The sequence below is a fragment of the Aggregatilinea sp. genome (assembly GCF_036822615.1).
Lineage (GTDB): Bacteria > Chloroflexota > Anaerolineae > Aggregatilineales > Aggregatilineaceae > Aggregatilinea.
Genome location: NZ_DAISHJ010000001.1, coordinates 217,522 through 233,423 on the forward strand (window position 1 = coordinate 217,522; position 15,902 = coordinate 233,423).

The 15,902-nt window shown below is 61.3% G+C and carries 10 protein-coding genes, 1 tRNA gene, 1 pseudogene and 1 other annotated feature; of the genes and pseudogenes, 5 read left to right on the forward strand and 7 right to left on the reverse strand.

The features are described 5' to 3' along the window. A pseudogene (locus V7116_RS00895) lies at positions 1-190 on the forward strand (homoserine kinase); the annotation flags it as partial. A gap of 8 nt (positions 191-198) precedes the next feature. On the opposite strand, the gene V7116_RS00900 reads toward V7116_RS00895, so the two are convergent. The 5 genes from V7116_RS00900 to purB form a co-directional block, all read right to left on the reverse strand. After that, the gene (locus V7116_RS00900; protein WP_324389445.1) at positions 199-2,967 is read right to left on the reverse strand and encodes a GAF domain-containing protein; all 2,769 of its coding nucleotides are present in this window, start codon (positions 2,965-2,967) and stop codon (positions 199-201) included. A 41-nt stretch (positions 2,968-3,008) separates the two neighbouring features. Continuing rightward, on the reverse strand, positions 3,009-5,906 hold the full coding sequence (locus tag V7116_RS00905) for an FAD-binding and (Fe-S)-binding domain-containing protein (RefSeq protein ID WP_324389446.1): 2,898 nt from the start codon (positions 5,904-5,906) through the stop codon (positions 3,009-3,011). 114 nt (positions 5,907-6,020) lie between these two features. Then, positions 6,021-7,124, reverse strand: a complete 1,104-nt coding sequence (locus V7116_RS00910) for an ABC transporter ATP-binding protein (RefSeq protein WP_324389448.1) — start codon at positions 7,122-7,124, stop codon at positions 6,021-6,023. 216 nt (positions 7,125-7,340) lie between these two features. Further along, the gene (gene purH / locus V7116_RS00915; RefSeq protein WP_324389450.1) at positions 7,341-8,876 is read right to left on the reverse strand and encodes a bifunctional phosphoribosylaminoimidazolecarboxamide formyltransferase/IMP cyclohydrolase; all 1,536 of its coding nucleotides are present in this window, start codon (positions 8,874-8,876) and stop codon (positions 7,341-7,343) included. An 87-nt stretch (positions 8,877-8,963) separates the two neighbouring features. Then, positions 8,964-10,370, reverse strand: a complete 1,407-nt coding sequence (gene purB / locus V7116_RS00920; RefSeq protein WP_324389452.1) for an adenylosuccinate lyase — start codon at positions 10,368-10,370, stop codon at positions 8,964-8,966. Positions 10,371-11,109: 739 nt separating this feature from the next. Here purB and V7116_RS00925 point away from each other — a divergent pair. Beyond that, positions 11,110-11,442 (forward strand): hypothetical protein, encoded by a 333-nt coding sequence (locus V7116_RS00925; RefSeq protein ID WP_324389455.1) that lies wholly within the window; start codon positions 11,110-11,112, stop codon positions 11,440-11,442. A 48-nt stretch (positions 11,443-11,490) separates the two neighbouring features. Here V7116_RS00925 and V7116_RS00930 read toward each other — a convergent pair whose 3' ends face one another. After that, a complete protein-coding gene (locus tag V7116_RS00930; RefSeq protein WP_324389457.1) occupies positions 11,491-12,762 on the reverse strand; it encodes a glycosyltransferase in 1,272 nt (423 codons plus the stop codon). 4 nt (positions 12,763-12,766) lie between these two features. Further along, complete coding sequence (locus tag V7116_RS00935) at positions 12,767-13,777, reverse strand: GNAT family N-acetyltransferase (RefSeq protein ID WP_324389459.1); 1,011 nt, start codon at positions 13,775-13,777, stop codon at positions 12,767-12,769. A gap of 164 nt (positions 13,778-13,941) precedes the next feature. Here V7116_RS00935 and V7116_RS00940 point away from each other — a divergent pair. The 3 genes from V7116_RS00940 to V7116_RS00950 all read left to right on the forward strand — a co-directional run bounded on the left by V7116_RS00940 (position 13,942) and on the right by V7116_RS00950 (position 15,837). Then, positions 13,942-14,014: transfer RNA gene (locus V7116_RS00940), tRNA-Thr, on the forward strand. A 66-nt stretch (positions 14,015-14,080) separates the two neighbouring features. Then, on the forward strand, positions 14,081-14,737 hold the full coding sequence (udk, locus tag V7116_RS00945; protein ID WP_324389461.1) for a uridine kinase: 657 nt from the start codon (positions 14,081-14,083) through the stop codon (positions 14,735-14,737). A gap of 53 nt (positions 14,738-14,790) precedes the next feature. Then, positions 14,791-15,022, forward strand: a binding site (T-box leader). Positions 15,023-15,066: 44 nt separating this feature from the next. Further along, positions 15,067-15,837 (forward strand): class I SAM-dependent methyltransferase, encoded by a 771-nt coding sequence (locus V7116_RS00950; RefSeq protein WP_324389463.1) that lies wholly within the window; start codon positions 15,067-15,069, stop codon positions 15,835-15,837. Positions 15,838-15,902 lie beyond the last annotated feature (65 nt).

A 15,902-nucleotide genomic window follows, 5' to 3' on the forward strand; every position in this document is an offset into this window, starting at 1 on the left:
GCACGCGGCGGGCGCGCTGGCCGCCGGCATTAGCGGCGCAGGCCCGACCATCTTCGCGCTGTGCGACGATCCGGTCATGGCTGAGCGCGTCAATGTGGCCTTCGAGGCGGTTTATATCGCGCTCGGCATTGAGTGCACGACGCATATCGCCCGCCCATACATGCTCGGAGCCACCCTGCTGGCCGACTGATCGCCCGCCTAGCGCTTATTGTCGTGCGCGACAGGCAGCCAGAAGCGGAACGTGCTCCCATGCCCGACCTTACTCTCGAACGATACCAGTCCGCCATGCCGTTCCACGACGGTCTTGACGAGGCTTAAGCCCAGGCCGGTTCCGGGGATTTGTTCGGTCCCCGGTTGGCGCGCGCGGTAAAACCGCTCGAAGATCCGCACCTGCCGTTCGGGCGAGATGCCATACCCGTTATCGGAAACGCTGAAATAGACCTGCTCGTGATCGGAGGTCAGCTCGACCGTGATCGTGCCGTTCTCCGGCGTGTACTTGATCGCGTTCCCCACCAGATTGGCAACCGCCTGCCGCAGCTGCGGGATGCTGCCGAAAACCGGCGGCATGCCCGGCGTGTGCTGGTATTGAAGCGACTGCTTCTTGAGATGCGCGCCCGAATATTCCGCGTCGATAACCTCGGTCACCAACCCCGAAAGATCGAACGTCTGCCAGTCGCTTTCGCGCTCACTTTCGACTCGTTCCAACGTCAGCAGGTCATCGATCAGCGACTGCATTGTGCGCGTGCTGCGGCGCAGGGCGCCCAGATATTCCTCGATCTCCGGTCCGATGTTGGCTTGTTCGAGGCTCATCGAAATCAGATCGAGATATCCGAGAATCGTGTTCAGCGGATTCCGCAAGTCGTGTGAGGCCATGCGGATCATCTCGGATTTGATCTTATCGAGCTGAAGCACCTCGTGATACAGCATCGACTGCCGCAGTGCGATCGACGCCTGATTGGCCAGTGCCTCTGCCTTAGCGATTTCGTTGGGCGTGAACACCCGGTCATAGCGCCCTTCGTTCACCATCACCAGCCCGATGAGTTCGTCCTGGGCGACCAGTGGCAGCAGCAGTGCGGCGCACACCCCATTTTCGTGCAGCATTTGGTGAACGACTCCGGGCAGATCCGGATCGATCGTGCGTAACACCACCGCGCGGTTTTGTTTGAGCGCGTTGGACAGCGGCTCCAGGGCGGTAATAGAGACACTCGACTTGGCGGCGGGAAGCTGCTCCTGCGCGCCGCGTGCCGTGCCGACCCGGTATACCGCCAGGACCTCGGCGTCCGTGCGATCGACTCGATAATTGAAAATGATCGCGCTGGACGCATCGAGCGCCACTGCCAGCGACTGTGCGATGCGCTGGAGTACCGTATCCCGTTCGAGCGTCGCGGTGATCGTCCGGCTGGCCGAATACAACACGGCCATGTCGTCGGCCAGTTGTTCCGACTGCCGGAACAGCCGGGCATTATCCAGCGCGACCGCGGCCCGCCGGGCAAGACGTTCGAGGAAGCTGACGTTCTGCTCGCCGAACGTGCCGGAATCGCTCGAAATCAACGACAGCACCCCCAGCACTTCGCCGCGCATCACCAGCGGCACGGAAATTTGCGATCGCGCCCCCGGCATCAGCGCGTCCGGGTCACCGTCGGCCATATCGTTTGCGATCTGGATCTGGCCGCTGGTGAGTGCATGCCCCAGCGTCCCGCGATCAAGCGGCCACGGGTTCTGCTCGGTGCTGGCGAGGATTTCCGCGCCCAAATAGCCCATCGTCGTAAAGGGAACCAACCCGCGCTGATCCTGCGTCGTCAGCGCCAGCAGGCCCGTATCAGCCCCCGTGCGGCGCAGCGCCCAGTCCATCGTCAGTGTCATCACCTGATCCATGTTCAGGTGCGAGCTTAACTCGCGGTCTGCGCGGTGAATCATCGACAGTTCTTCGACCTGATCGGCCAACTGGTTTGCAGTGCGCGTTTTTTCCTCGAACAGTCGCGCATTTTCCACGAGGTATGTAGTTTGGCTCGCCAGGACGTCCAGCACGCGCAGCGCGGACGCCTGGGGACGAAAGCTGCCTTCAGGATCGCCAAGCCGGAGTGCTCCAACGATCCTTCCCTGTCCCAACCGCAGCGGCGCGAACAGCAAATCGTCGGGATGCCAATGCTGGCCGCCATCCGTAGCCGGGATGAAATACAGTGCGCCCACCCGGTACTGCTCTAGCTGGCCCTGGCTGAACATCATCCAGATCTGGCGCGGGATGATGCCGTCTCGCAGAGCTTCCCGGCGGCTCTCCTGCACGCCCAGCGTAATGAGCTGGTCCGCTGCGCCCTCGTCGTCATACACCGCCAGGATGACCTGTTCCCAACCCAGGCCCTGAAACGCCTCGGCGATCTGTATCAGGTTGACGTTGACGTCGGGCTGTTCCAGAACCTGCCGTACGGCAGCTTGAAGCCCCGTGAGCCGGTTTTGTTCGGTGTGAAGCACGACCTCGGTTTCTTGTTTCTGCGCCTGGAGCCGGTTGGCCGCCAACACGGCGGACGTATAGCGTGCCACAAGTTCGATCCCGCGCCCGGCCAGATCGTCGAATGTGCGTCCTTCCGTGCTGTCCAATGCGGCGAGGACGCCTAACAGCGTATCGTCCCAGATCAGCGGCGCGGCCAGCCCAGCCTGAAATCCCAATGCATCGAGCCGTGCATCGGAGGACGTCCAGCCTCGATCCGTAACAAACTGCTGTTCCTGGCGATCCAGCGCCCGGCCCACAAAACCATGTCCCGGTTCTGCGATATAACCTTCCAGTGTATCGCCTGACGGATAGCAGCCCAGCAGCGTCAGCGCTCGATCGGGAGCGTCGATGCGCCACAGCGCGGTTGCCGTACACCCCAGCATCGCGCTCAGCCCTTGCAGCAGCTCGTCCAGAACAGTTTGCTGCCGGTCCGGATTCACGCTGTGCAGCACATTCAGCAGGAGTTCAGAATCAGCCATGAAACGTACTTACTCCTCGCCTTAAGACCATCGCTGGTCCTTTACTCATTACCCGCACCCAACGCCATCGCCACAATCTCGATTGGATGCAGCGCTTCACGTCCGGTCCCATGTCGAATCTGCTCCCGGCACGAAACGCCGCTGGCCGCGACAATGGCATCAGACGCAGCACGTACGGCGGGCAGCAGCCGCTGCTCGCCAATTTGGACCGACAGATCGTAATGTTCGGCCTCGTACCCAAAGCTGCCCGCGACGCCGCAGCACCCGTCATCCAGCTCGGAGATGTCCAGGTTGGGCAGCAGCGCCAGCATCCGGTGTGCCGCCCCCGTGCCCCACAGCGATCGTTGGTAACAGTGGCCGTGCAGCAGGACTTTATGCGGTGCGCTGTCGAACGCTACACCGGCAAACAGGCCGCTTTCTGCGGCTTCCGCGGCCCATTCCTCGACGGTGATCACCGCGCTGGCAACCGCCTGTGCGTCCGTCCGCAGATCGTGCGGAACCAGATCGGGATACTCGTCGCGGAACGCAGCGGCGCAGCTTGGCTCCACGATCATGAAGCGCTCGCCGCGTGCCGCCACCGGGGCCATCCGGCGCACGTTCTTTGCCGCCAGATCCCAGGCCTGATCGAGCAGCCCTTTCGAGATCAGAGGCCGCCCGCAGCAGTCGATTTGTCCCGGTCCCCAGACCTCGACGCCCTGCTCCAACGCCTGCGCAACGCGCATAACCGCCTGACCGAGATACGGGTAATTGTATTCGGTATAGGTATCAGAAATCAAAATGGGTGCGCGTGCGCCGCCTTTTCCCTCAAGAGGATGGTTCTGCGCCCACGTGCTGAACCGCTCGCGGGCTAACAGGGGGAGCTGGCGTCGCGTTGTGATCCCCACACGCTCCAATGCCCGGCGCGTAAGCGAGGAACTCAGCACAGCATTCGCCGCGGCGGGCATCAGACTGCCGAGCCGGTTCATGCGGTGGATGTTTCCGAACAACCGCGATCGCAGAGGAATACCGTGTGCGTCCTGATAGCTTGCCGTGAATTCGGTTTTCAGGCGCGCCATATCGACGCCGGACGGACATTCGGCTTTACATGCCTTACACGACAGGCACAGGTCCAATACGTCGTACACGCGCTTGTCGGCCAACCCTTCCAGGCCCAGCGCGCCGGACATCGCCAATCGCAACGCGTTCGCCCGCCCGCGCGTCGAATCGCGTTCGCTGCGCGTCGCCATGAAACTGGGGCACATGATCCCCGTGTCTTCTTTGCGGCACACGCCCGCCCCGTTGCACATTTCGACCGCCGCCGGATAACCGCCGTCCGCCGACCAGTCCAGCCGTAACCGTGGCGGCGCTAACGGTGTGCTGTAGGCGGGTCCGTAACGCAGCGTGGCCGGATCGTCCATCGGGCCAACATAGACGATTTTGCCGGGATTCATGCGGTTGTGGGGATCGAATGCCGCCTTTACCTGCCGGAACGCCCCTGTGATCTGCGGCCCAAACAGTTTTTCGCTGAATTCCCCGCGCGAAAGCCCTTCACCGTGCTCGCCGCTGGTCGTCCCTTCGAAGTGGATCGCCAGCGCCAGCGCGCCCTCGGCAATCGTGCGATAGCGTTTTAGCCCCTCTACCGTCTTGAGATCGATCAGCGGGCGGATGTGCAAACAGCCCGCGCTGGCGTGCGCATAGATCGCCATACTCGTACCTGCCTCGGTCACGATCCGTTCCACACCCTCGACGTAATCCGGCAGATGCTCCACCGGGACCGCTGCGTCCTCGATGAACGCCACCGGCTTATTGGCGCTGCGCATACTCATCAGCAGTCCCAACCCGGCCTTGCGCACTTTGAGCACGTCGCTCATTTGCGCCGCGGTTGATGCGATCACCGTCGAGCCGTGGTAACCACCCGCCGCCATGTGCTGTTGGAGCCGTTCCACCTTCGACGCCAGTTCGGACTCCCTCTCCCCGTAGTATTCCACCACAAGCACTGCCGCCGGATCGCCCACGACAAACGTCAAATGGCGCGAAAACTCGATGTGCGCGCGTGTCATGTGGATCAACATCCGGTCGAGCAGTTCCACCGCGGAAGGATTCGTTTCCAGGATCGCCGGAACCGCTTCGAGCGCCGCGCGCAGGTCGTCATAATGCAGCAGCACCTGACGCGTCATCACCGGGCGCGGCACGAGGCCCAGCTCAACCTCGATCACCGTACCCAGCGTGCCCTCCGATCCAGTGAACAGCCGCGCCAGATCTGGCGCAGTGGGATCGAGCTTGTTCAGTGCATACCCGGCTACCGTGCGCCACGTCTTCGGAAAACGCCGTGCGATCTCGTCGCTGTTTTTCGTGACGATACGCGCGATTTGCGCTTCGAGCGCCTGCCTGCGTGCGCTGGTAGGCGCGTCTTTTCCGAACGCGACGCGCTCGCCGTCGGCCAGCACCGCCTCTACCCCGCGCACGTGATCGCCGAACATGCCGTACAGGATGCTGTGCATCCCGGTCGCGTTATTCCCGACGCAGCCGCCCACAGTTGCGCGTTCGCCGCTCGCCGGATCGGGGCCCACCATCAGGCCCAACGGCGCAAGCTGCGCGTTGAGCTGCCCCAGTACCACGCCCGGCTGTACGCGCACCGTTCGGGCCTCGGCATTGATTCCGACCACACGCCGCATATAGTGCGAGAAATCCATCACCACGGCGTGTCCCACCGTCTGCCCGGCGAGGCTGCTCCCCCCGCCCCGCGGCAGCAGCGGTACGCCATACTGCCCCGTGATGGCGTGAGTCGCCGCCACGTCGTCCGCGTCCTTGGGACGCACCACGCCGATCGGCTCGATCTTGTAGTTACTGGCATCCGTGCTGTACAGCAGCCGCGTCATCTGGTCGAAGGACACGTCGCCGCCCAGGGCGCGTTTGAGATCGTGTTCGAGCTGGTTGGAATCGAAGGAAGGAGTTGTCATGGAAGAAGTCAGTCGCTAAAAAAGGCTAACGGTATTGGGAGAAATTAAAAGCAGCCGCCTGTGATAAACACACGCGGCTGCACAATAGGTTGATGCCGGAAGAACTGGCGTCGCTTATTGCAGCGCGCGCTCCGTCTCGGGATCGAAGAGGTGCATATTCGCCATGTTAAACACGACACCGGTCGTCTGCCCCACATGGACGTCCGAGCGCGGGTCCATACGGGCCAAAACGGTCTTGCCAGCCTTTTCGAGATACACGATCTTCTCGTTACCCATCAGCTCGACCACGTCCACGGTTGCTTCAGAGTTTGACGGCACGATACCGGGCGGCGGGAATTCAGGGTGGTGAATATCTTCGGGACGAATGCCGAAGACAACGCGCTTGCCGATATACGGGCGGTAGAGGTCGTAACGCGCCGGTGGCACTTCGAGCTTGTACACGCTCGTATCGATGAACAGCTTGCCGCCTTCTTCGCTCAGCAGTGCGTTATCGAAGAAGTTCATCGACGGGCTGCCGATGAACCCGGCCACAAAAATATTGCCGGGATGATCGTACAGGTTCGAGGGCGTGTCGATCTGTTGCAGTTCGCCCGCGCGCAGAACGGCGATACGCTCGGCCATCGTCATAGCTTCGGTCTGGTCGTGCGTCACGTAGATGAACGTCGTGCCCAGGCGCTGGTGCAGCTTGGTGATGAACGAACGGGCTTCAACGCGCAGCTTGGCGTCCAGGTTGGACAGCGGCTCGTCCAGGAGGAACACGGCGGGTTCACGCACGATAGCGCGGCCCACGGCGACGCGCTGGCGCTGACCACCCGAAAGCTGGCGGGGGCGGCGGTCGAGCAGCTGCTCGATGCCCAGGCTGGAGGCGACTTCACGCACGCGCTCGTCGATGACGTGCTTCGGCGTACGGCGCAGGCGAAGGCCAAACGCCATGTTGTCGTACACGGTCATGTGCGGGTACAGCGCGTAGCTCTGGAACACCATGGCGATGTCGCGGTCCTTCGGAGCGACGTTGTTCACAACGCGGTCGCCGATGAGGATCTCGCCTTCAGAAATCTCTTCCAGTCCGGCCAGCATACGCAGGCTGGTTGACTTGCCGCAGCCCGACGGGCCAACGAAAACCAGGAATTCGCCATCTGGGATGTCGATGTTGAGGTTCTTCACCGCGGTAACATCGCCCCAGCGCTTTGTGACGTTTCGGTAAGTTACACTTGCCACAGAAATCCTCCTAATGACAATTTCTTGCACAGTCGCTGCGCAAAAATAACGTACGCGGCCCGGTTCTGCCGTTGCGGGCAGCGGGCGGTGTGCTTAAACGTTTCAAGTATAACACGTAATTGTGTCCGCACGTCAAGTTTTCGTCAAAAATTACTCGCGCAGTGTCCGACTTGTAACGCCATCAGTGCCGCTCCCGGCAGGTGTTTCCGTTCCGATTTAGTGCCTGAAATGCCGCGTGCCGGTGAAGATCATGGCGATTCCCGCCGCGTCCGCCGCCTCGATGACCGCCTGATCGCGGATCGAGCCGCCCGGCTGGACCACTGCCGTAATCCCGGCCTGAATGCCAACTTCCAGCGCGTCAGGGAATGGGAAGAAAGCGTCGGAGGCCAGCACAGATCCCTGTGCGTGCGCGCCCGCCTTTTCGATCGCCAGCCGCGCCGCGTCCAGGCGGCTGGGCAGCCCGCCGCCGATCCCCACCGTGGCCTGCTCTTTTGCCAGCACGATCGCGTTGCTCTTAACATGCTGCACAGCGCGCCACCCGAAGCGCAGCGCCTGAAGCTCGGTAGGTGTTGGCGCGCGCTGCGTCACCACGCGCCATTCCGCCTGTTGGGGATCGCCATCATCAATCGTCTGGATCAGATATCCATCACGGATGCTGCGCACGTCCAGTGCGGCTTCAACCGTGCGCGGCTCGATCCGCAGCAGCCGACAGTTTTTGCGCGACGTATTGAGGCGCTGCTGGGCCGTAGCCGTAAAATCGGGCGCAGCAATCGCTTCGACGAACAGCGTGCCGAGCGCATCCACGAACGCGTCGTCCACCACGTCGTTCACCGCGATCACACCCCCAAACGCAGAAACAGGATCGGACATCAGCGCCAGCGGGAAGGCTTCTGCCAGCGTGTCCGCTGTTGCGATGCCGGTTGGCGTCAGATGCTTGACGATCACCACAGTGGACGGCTCAAAGCTGAGGACGGCGTGCCACGCCGCATCCAGATCGAGCAGATTGTTGTACGACAGCTCCTTGCCGCCCAACACGTCCGCGCCCAGCGGTTTTGCGCTGGGATGCGTCGCGTATAGGCTCGCCGCCTGGTGCGGGTTCTCCCCGTAGCGCAGGGATTGCACACGCGTCAGCCCGATCGAGAGCACGTCCGGCAGGCCGCGGTCGGCATCGATCCCCACTTCTTGCGACAGGTACGAGTGAATCGCCGTGTCGTAATCGCGCGTCAGGGCGAACGCCTTTGCCGCAAGCTGCCGCCAGATGTGCATTTCCGCTGGCTCGCTGGCCTGGAGCAGCGACAGCACGAGCGGGTAATCGGCAGGATCGCTGACCACGATCACGCGCTGGAAGTTTTTCGCCGCGGCGCGCAGAAGCGCTACACCGCCGATATCGATCTGTTCGATCGCCTCCGCCAGCGATACGCCGATCTTTGCTACCGTCTCCTGAAACGGATACAGGTTGCAGACCACCATATCGATCGGGGCGTACCCCTGCTCGGCCAGCGCGGCCATATCCTCAGTCGTATCGCGGGCCAGGATCGCCGCATGCACGGCAGGGTGCAGGGTCTTCACCCGCCCACCGAGCATTTCCGGGGCCTGCGTGATTTGTTCGACCGGCGTCACCGTCAGCCCGGCTAGTTCCAGCACGCGGGCGGTGCCGCCGCTCGCCACCAGATCCCACCCAAGTCTTGACAGCGCCTCTGCGAATTCCGGCAGGCCCGTTTTATCGTATACGCTCAAGATTGCTCGTGGCATGTGAATCCCTCGCTCGCTGCTCTATCAAACCCACGTTCCCATAATAACGGTATGCCCTCCGTTTTTCGGCTGGCAGTTTGAACAAGTTTAGGAGAGAGCCTGCCGGATCTCCCCCGCGAGCCGCCGGGCGCGTTCTGGCGCATCGCCCACATAGGCGCTCGCATCCAGCAGCGCGAGCAGTGTTTCTTCGGGCACAATAGCCGTAATCGTCTCGTCGGCGCGCAGGAGATCCGGCAGCGGATTCGACCGTCCCTGGCTGACCTCGGCCCAGGCCGCCATGCTGTGCGTGCGCAGGCGCTCGTGCATCTCCTGACGATCCGCGCCTGCCCTGCCCAGCGCCATCAGGACGCGCTCTACGGCGGCGAAGACGCCGTAAATGGCGACGTTGCGCTCGATTGCGGCCCGGTTCACGCGCAGATCGCGCACGATGCGCGTGCACACCTGCACAATCTCGTCCACGGTCAGGAATGCTTCCGGGAACATCAGTCGGCGGTTGGCCGAATCATCCAGGCTGCGCTCCAGGATGGTCAGCGCCGCGTTATCCCATGCGACGCGTGGCAGCGCCGCGACCCACCGCGCGAGGCTGTTCACTTTTTCGGCATTGATCGGATTACGCTTGAACGGCATCGCCGACGATCCGACTTGCTTTTCACGGAACGGCTCGGCCCATTCGCCGAACGGGGGACTTTGCAGCACGCGTAAATCCAGCATCAGCTTGTTAGCGCTGCCCGCAATCCCCGCCAGCGCGTTGAGCACGAGCCAATCCTGCTTGCGTGCGTAGACCTGCGTGCTCACCGTGAAAGTATCCAGGTTCAACCGGCGCATCACGTCGGCTTCGAGCTGTGCTGCCGTCCAGCCCGTGCCCGCCAGCAGATCCATGTAAGATGCGCTCGTGCCGACCGCGCCCTTGATGCCTTTGCCGCGCAAGTTGTCGCGCACGCGCCGCACCTCGCCCCAATCCATCAGCAGATCCTGGGCGTACTGCGCCAGCCGGTAGCCGACGGTGGTCGGTTCGGCGGGCTGGATGTGGGTGAAGCCCATGCTCGTCACGTCTGCCCAGGCGTCGATCTGATCCGCCAGCGCCGCGAGCAGCGCGCGTAGACCCTCCAGAGTCAGATCGAGCGCCTGCCGGACGCGCAACACATCCGCGTTATCTTCAATATCCGCGCTGGTCGCGCCCAGGTGCAGCGCGCCACCGCCTACTGCGCACTGGCTCGCAAACACGCGCAGCTCCGCCATCAGATCGTGGTGAATCTCCGCTTCGACCGCGCTCGATCGCTCCAGGTCGATGTCTTCCGCGTGAGCTTGAATGTCCGCCACCTGTTCACCGCCGATCAGCCCGCTGGCCGCCTGTGCTTCCGCCAGTGCGGTCCACACCTGCCGCCACAAACGGCGCTGGCGATGCTGGCTCCACACCTCACGCATGGCCTCGCTACCATACCGCCACGTCAGCGGCGAAAGATAGGTCGTGTGATCGAACTGCAAACTGTCCATGCAGACCTCGCTTCAGTGCAAGCGCCAACTTCAAACGGGCATTATACCCGAGACAAATATTGGCATGCATGTAACACACACCGTGGATAGGTCAAAGGTAGGATGCCGGAATAGCCAACCGGCTGATGTAGCAGCGTTCATTTTGACATATCCTACGCGTAATGATGGAATCGGAAACAGGAAGTATCCCAGGCGATTAACTTGACGCTAAATAGTTAGAAGTGTTTGAATCAGGATATAGGATCCAAATATTTACCTGGTAAACGACGGATCGTGAAACAGGAGGGGTTTTAGTGAGAGCGGCGGTGCCGCACTAAAGGAGACTTACGATGCAGACGACAACGATTGAAATTGGCCGGGTGCTCCGGTTGGGCCGCGGATGGGCGGATGTCTCTGTGGATCGAAAGACGCGCCGTGTTTCGGTCCGCCCCGATCTCCTGGTTCGCGTAGGAGACTCGCTCAAGATCGTTCAGGATCACGCGGTAGGCTGCCTGCGACCGCCCCGTTAACGCGATGGACACACGTTGTAAACGTAACTGACAGCGGGATGCCACTGTAAAAGACTGAAAACGCCGGGGTTATAGGGATCCCGGTGTTTTGTTTTAAATGATGATTGCCTTAGAAAATAATCAGTTCTCCGGAATTGCTGTTAAAATTTCCACTATTCAGATCTTCTCAAATCCAATACACTTTGGAATGAAACGACCCAGGATCAGTTGCTGCACAGAGGATTCGCATGATGGAAGCTCAGAAAACCGGTCAGACCGCAACACTCGCTTTGATTCGCGCGCGTCGTGATGCGAAGGCCAAGCCCCACTTGACCCAGTACGCGCCCGTGTGGATGGTGGGCGAGGAATTCGTCCCCGACGATGACGCAGTTCGTTTCAGCGTCGTCTTTTGCCATCCCAAGTATTCCTGGGTCACGCGGCGCTACCGCTTCGACGGCTATAACGACGTGCTGTACTATCTGGGCGAGATGCTGCTGGACGAAGACAAGGCGCTCGACATGGAAATCACCGAGCCGTATATCTCTGCCGAAGCCATCAACACGTTGGATTCCTACGGCGGCTAAACGTGAATGTCGGGCAGAGCAGCGTTGCTCTGCCCGTGGTGTTTCCCATCACGAATGATCGTGGCGCTTGCGATACTGCCGCTGTACGCGCTCGAACAGGCCCAACACGCGATCTGCGATCGCGCTCCAATCGTACCCGGCGGCCACGCGCTGGGCGGCATCCCCCATGCTTTCCCGCAGTTCCGGCGTCGTGATCAGCGTCCCGATGCGGTTCGCCAGGGCGTGCGGATCGCGGTAAGGGACGTGGAACCCTGTCACCCCGTCTTCGACCAGAAACGCAAGTCCACCGACCTCTGACGCGATCACGGGCGTGCCGCAGGCCATCGCCTCCAGCGCGACCAATCCGAAGCTCTCATAGTCGGAAGGCATCACCAGCACTTCCGCCGCGCTGTAGTAGGCAGGCAGCGTTTCCTGATCGCGCGCGCCTGCAAAGGTCACCTGGTCTTTTAGTCCCAGTTCATCGCGCAGCGCCAGCAGCCGCGCCGTTTCCGCATCAGGCACGGCGTTTTCGCTCTGCCCCCCGATAACAACCACGCACACGTCGTCCGTGCTGGCTAAACCATCCTGGCGCAGCAGCGCCACCGCGCGCAGCAGAGTGTCGATGCCCTTGAGCGGCTCGATCCGCCCGACGAACAGCACAATCCGCTGTTCCGCGTTAATGCCAATCTGCTGCTTCGCTTTGGCGGCATCGATGCGGTGGAAGCGCTGTGTATCCACACCGGGCGGGATGACTTCGATCTTGCGCCGGTCAGCCCGGTACAGCCAGAGGAGCTGCGCGCGCTCCGCAGGGGTGGCCGCAATGATGCGATCCGACCATCCCAGCGATTCAAGCTCGGTCGTGATGCGGATCTCGGCTTCCTGGTCTTTCGCCTGCTGTGCGACGCGATTCTTCATCCGCCCCAGGGTATGGAACATTTGTACGGTTGGCGCAGACCACGCGTCCTGAAGGCTGTGCGCTGCCCACCCGCTGAGCCAGTAGTGGCTGAAAATGACGTCGTACGACGCTTTTTTCCCGGTCAGCTTGGCCGCATTGGCGGCGAATTCGGGCAGGAAGGGATAAACCTCGGCGGTTCCGAGCGGTTTTTTAGGGCCGCATGGCACGTGGATCACACGCACATGATCGGCCAACGGCGCGATCTTCGGCAGATCGGAGCTATCCCGCCGCGTATAGATGTCCACGTCGATTCCGCGTCGGCCAATCTCCCGGCTGAGGTCGCGTACGTAAACGTTCATTCCACCCGTTTTTTTGCCACCCAACGCCGCCAGCGGGGAGGTGTGCACGCTCAGCATGGCGATCCGGTGGATGCGTGCGCCCGTCATCGAATTAGCCCTGACTCGCAGCGGAGATTGTGAGGCTGTAGACCTGCGTGTTTTGCCCGCCGAGATCGTACTTGTACGATTCGTCGCCGCGCAGGAAATCGAACGTGTGGAAACCGTGCGTAATAGCGTATTCGATCAGCCGCGCCAGCAGCACGATACCGGGACTGTACCCGTTCAGTTCGGGGTTATGACCGGAGTTGTAGACCATCACCCGGTCGCCAATGGTGAAGTTAAGGTACGTCGCGGCAGGCTCTCCGCCGACCAGCAAGAACGCGAGCTGAAGCCAGCCCTTTTCCAGCAGCTTGGGGGTCACGGCGGCAAAAAACGCGGCGTGGTGCGGATCTTCGAGAAATTCCGCCTTGAGTGGAGAGCTGGACCGCATCAATGTGAAGAAGCGTTCCATTTCGGCATTGATGTCGTGCTCCGGTCCCACGATGTACCAATCGACCTCCCCTGCCCGGCGAATTTTCCGCCGCAGTTCGTGTCGGTTTTTCTTGTTGAGTGAGTTGACGTAGCCTTCCCAGTCCTCCGGCAGCGCGATCACCGGGCACACGTCCTGTACTTCCTCGACACACGACAGGCCGCGCGCTTCGATCAGGCCGGGGAGCCACTCGCGCATGGGAGAGGACTCAGGGATGTTACACAGCTCAAGGACGTTGTAGCGATCCGGGTGCGCCGCGATGTAATCTGCGAACGCGCTGAAAACGGCCCCTTCCTGGCCCTTGCGGACGATCACTTGCAGGTAGTCGGTAACGTCTACACAGCCGATCTGGCTGACTTTCCGTGCTTCGGGCTGCCGTCCGCACAGGAACCACGGTGCGATGCCCTGAAGCTGGCCGTCGTCGTCACGGACCGCCATGGCCCAGATCTGCCCCGGTTGGTAAATCTCCCACCACGTTGTCTGCCACAGATACGATGAAAACACCCGGTTGGCGCTGCTTTCTTCCAGCAGCAAATCCCACTCGTCTGCCAGATCGGCAAACAGCGAGACGCTATCATAGAATGTGAGTTTCACAATAACCTCATTTAGGGAATTGATGGCTCCAGCCTCTACCCGGCAATTATAGCGGAGCGCACGCGCTTTCCCCATGCCCCCGGGGTAATACGGCCCCGACTGCGCAGATTCCCCCTTGTCAGAGACTCCCGCCATTGTTATAATGCCCATCAATTGATGCACTCGCCACCCTAGCTCAATCGGCAGAGCAAACGCTTCGTAAGCGTTAGGTTAAGAGTTCAACTCTCTTGGGTGGCTCACCTTTTTGCCCCAGTTATCTAGACTGCGGGCATTTCTTTTATCTGGCCCTGTGCAGGAGAAGCAATGTCGGACACTGTACCCTACCCTACTCCGGTGGTTATTGGTGTCGCGGGCGGTTCTGGCTCCGGCAAAACAACGGCCTCTATGGCGATCCTTGAGCGCGTGGGGACCGAGCACCTCGCCTATATCGAGCATGACGCCTACTACCGCAACCTGTCCGATATTCCCCACACTCAGGGCCTAATCAACTTCGACCACCCCGATGCGCTGGAAACCAGCCTTCTCATTCAGCATATTCAGCGGCTCAAGGCGTGGCAGCCCGCAACAATCCCCGTCTACGACTTCACCACCTACGAGCGCACGCAGGCCGTGCGTGTGATCCAGCCGCAGCCGATTATTCTGGTTGAGGGGATTCTAGTCTTCGCTGAGCCTGATCTGCGTGAGTGCTTCGATGTGCGGATCTTTGTGGATACGGACGCGGACCTGCGCTTTATCCGCCGCCTCACCCGTGACCTCTCTGAGCGTGGACGTACGGTGGATTCGGTCGTGACGCAGTATCTTCACACGGTCCGCCCCATGCACCTGGAATTTGTCGAGCCGAGCAAGCGTTACGCGGATGTGATTATCCCCGAGGGGGGTAAGAACCTCGTGGCGATCGAGATGGTCGCCTCGCGTATTCGCAGCCTGCTTGACGCCGCCGGGCACGCCCCCACGGGCTAACCCGCCTATTTACTATCCCCCCTCCCCATGCTATACTCGCCCTTATAGGTCTCCGAAAGACAGTGACGGAGAAGAGTACGCGGTCTGGGCCTGTAGAGAGTGCGGGTCATTGGCTGAAAGCCTGCACAGTGCGCCGCCGCGGAAGGTCGCTCCCGAGTTGGCATTCTGACCCGTTCTGGTAGGGATGCCCGGTTCGCACCCGTTAGCGTGCTTTGAAGCGCCCGGTGGCCTTGTGCCGTCGGGAAGCAAGGTGGTACCGCGAAAGCCTGCCCTTTCGTCCTTGTATGGCGACAGGGCATTTTTGTTTCTAGAGATGGAGATGTACTGGTATGCCAACCGACAATGACACGAGCCTGTTCTACGATGCCGTAGCGGATGACTATCATCTCCAGTACCGCGATTGGGATACGGAATTGGAGCGCGAGGGCCTGAACCTGCGCCGCTTCCTCCGCCCGCATGATGTAAAGACCGTGCTGGATACCTCCTGCGGTCCGGGAACCCAGGCCATCGCCCTCGCCCGCCTGGGCTATCAGGTCACCGCCGCCGATCCGAGTGCGGGCCTGCTGGCGCGTGCCCGGCAGAATGCCGAGCATTACGGCGTGTTGGACCAGATCACGTTCGTCCAATCCGACTTTCAAGGGCTGCCCGGCGCGGTTCAAGGGCCGTTTGACGCGGTCCTGACCAAAGGCAATGCCCTGCCCCACTTGCTGCAGGATGAGCAGATCGAAGAAGCGCTTTTGGTCTTCCACGACCTTCTGCGTCCCGGTGGTCTCCTGCTGATTGGCATGCGCGATTTCGAGCCGCTGCTCGATGACCGGCCCCGCTTCTGGCCGGGCCGCGTCCACGACGAGCCGGAGGAGCAGATCATTATCTTCGATCTGTGGGACTGGGACGATGGCCCGCCCATCACCGTGACCGTCAGTAACTTCGTCGTGCGAGGCACCGGTCAGACATACCGTGTGTCCAGGCATCCGGTGGTCTTCCGGGCTCTCACTGCCGAGGAAGTCGAAGTGGTTATGCTCGAAGTCGGATTTCAAGACATCGTAGTCGCACCGGATCGCTGGGAGTTACTCATCTCGGCAGTGAAGCCCGAAGAGTAGCGGATGCGAATACAGACGTCCCCTGCTCTTTGGAAGCCATCTATTCTCCTGGTGTGGAGAAAGCG

Excerpts from the sequence above, each read along its gene's own strand:
- purH (WP_324389450.1), bottom strand. The coding sequence starts at position 8,876 with ATGCCACGAGCAATCTTGAGCGTATACGATAAAACGGGCCTGCCGGAA.
- V7116_RS00950 (WP_324389463.1), top strand. The coding sequence starts at position 15,067 with ATGCCAACCGACAATGACACGAGCCTGTTCTACGATGCCGTAGCGGAT.
- purB (WP_324389452.1), bottom strand. The coding sequence starts at position 10,370 with ATGGACAGTTTGCAGTTCGATCACACGACCTATCTTTCGCCGCTGACG.
- V7116_RS00905 (WP_324389446.1), bottom strand. The coding sequence starts at position 5,906 with ATGACAACTCCTTCCTTCGATTCCAACCAGCTCGAACACGATCTCAAA.
- V7116_RS00930 (WP_324389457.1), bottom strand. The coding sequence starts at position 12,762 with ATGACGGGCGCACGCATCCACCGGATCGCCATGCTGAGCGTGCACACC.
- udk (WP_324389461.1), top strand. The coding sequence starts at position 14,081 with ATGTCGGACACTGTACCCTACCCTACTCCGGTGGTTATTGGTGTCGCG.
- V7116_RS00925 (WP_324389455.1), top strand. The coding sequence starts at position 11,110 with ATGGAAGCTCAGAAAACCGGTCAGACCGCAACACTCGCTTTGATTCGC.
- V7116_RS00900 (WP_324389445.1), bottom strand. The coding sequence starts at position 2,967 with ATGGCTGATTCTGAACTCCTGCTGAATGTGCTGCACAGCGTGAATCCG.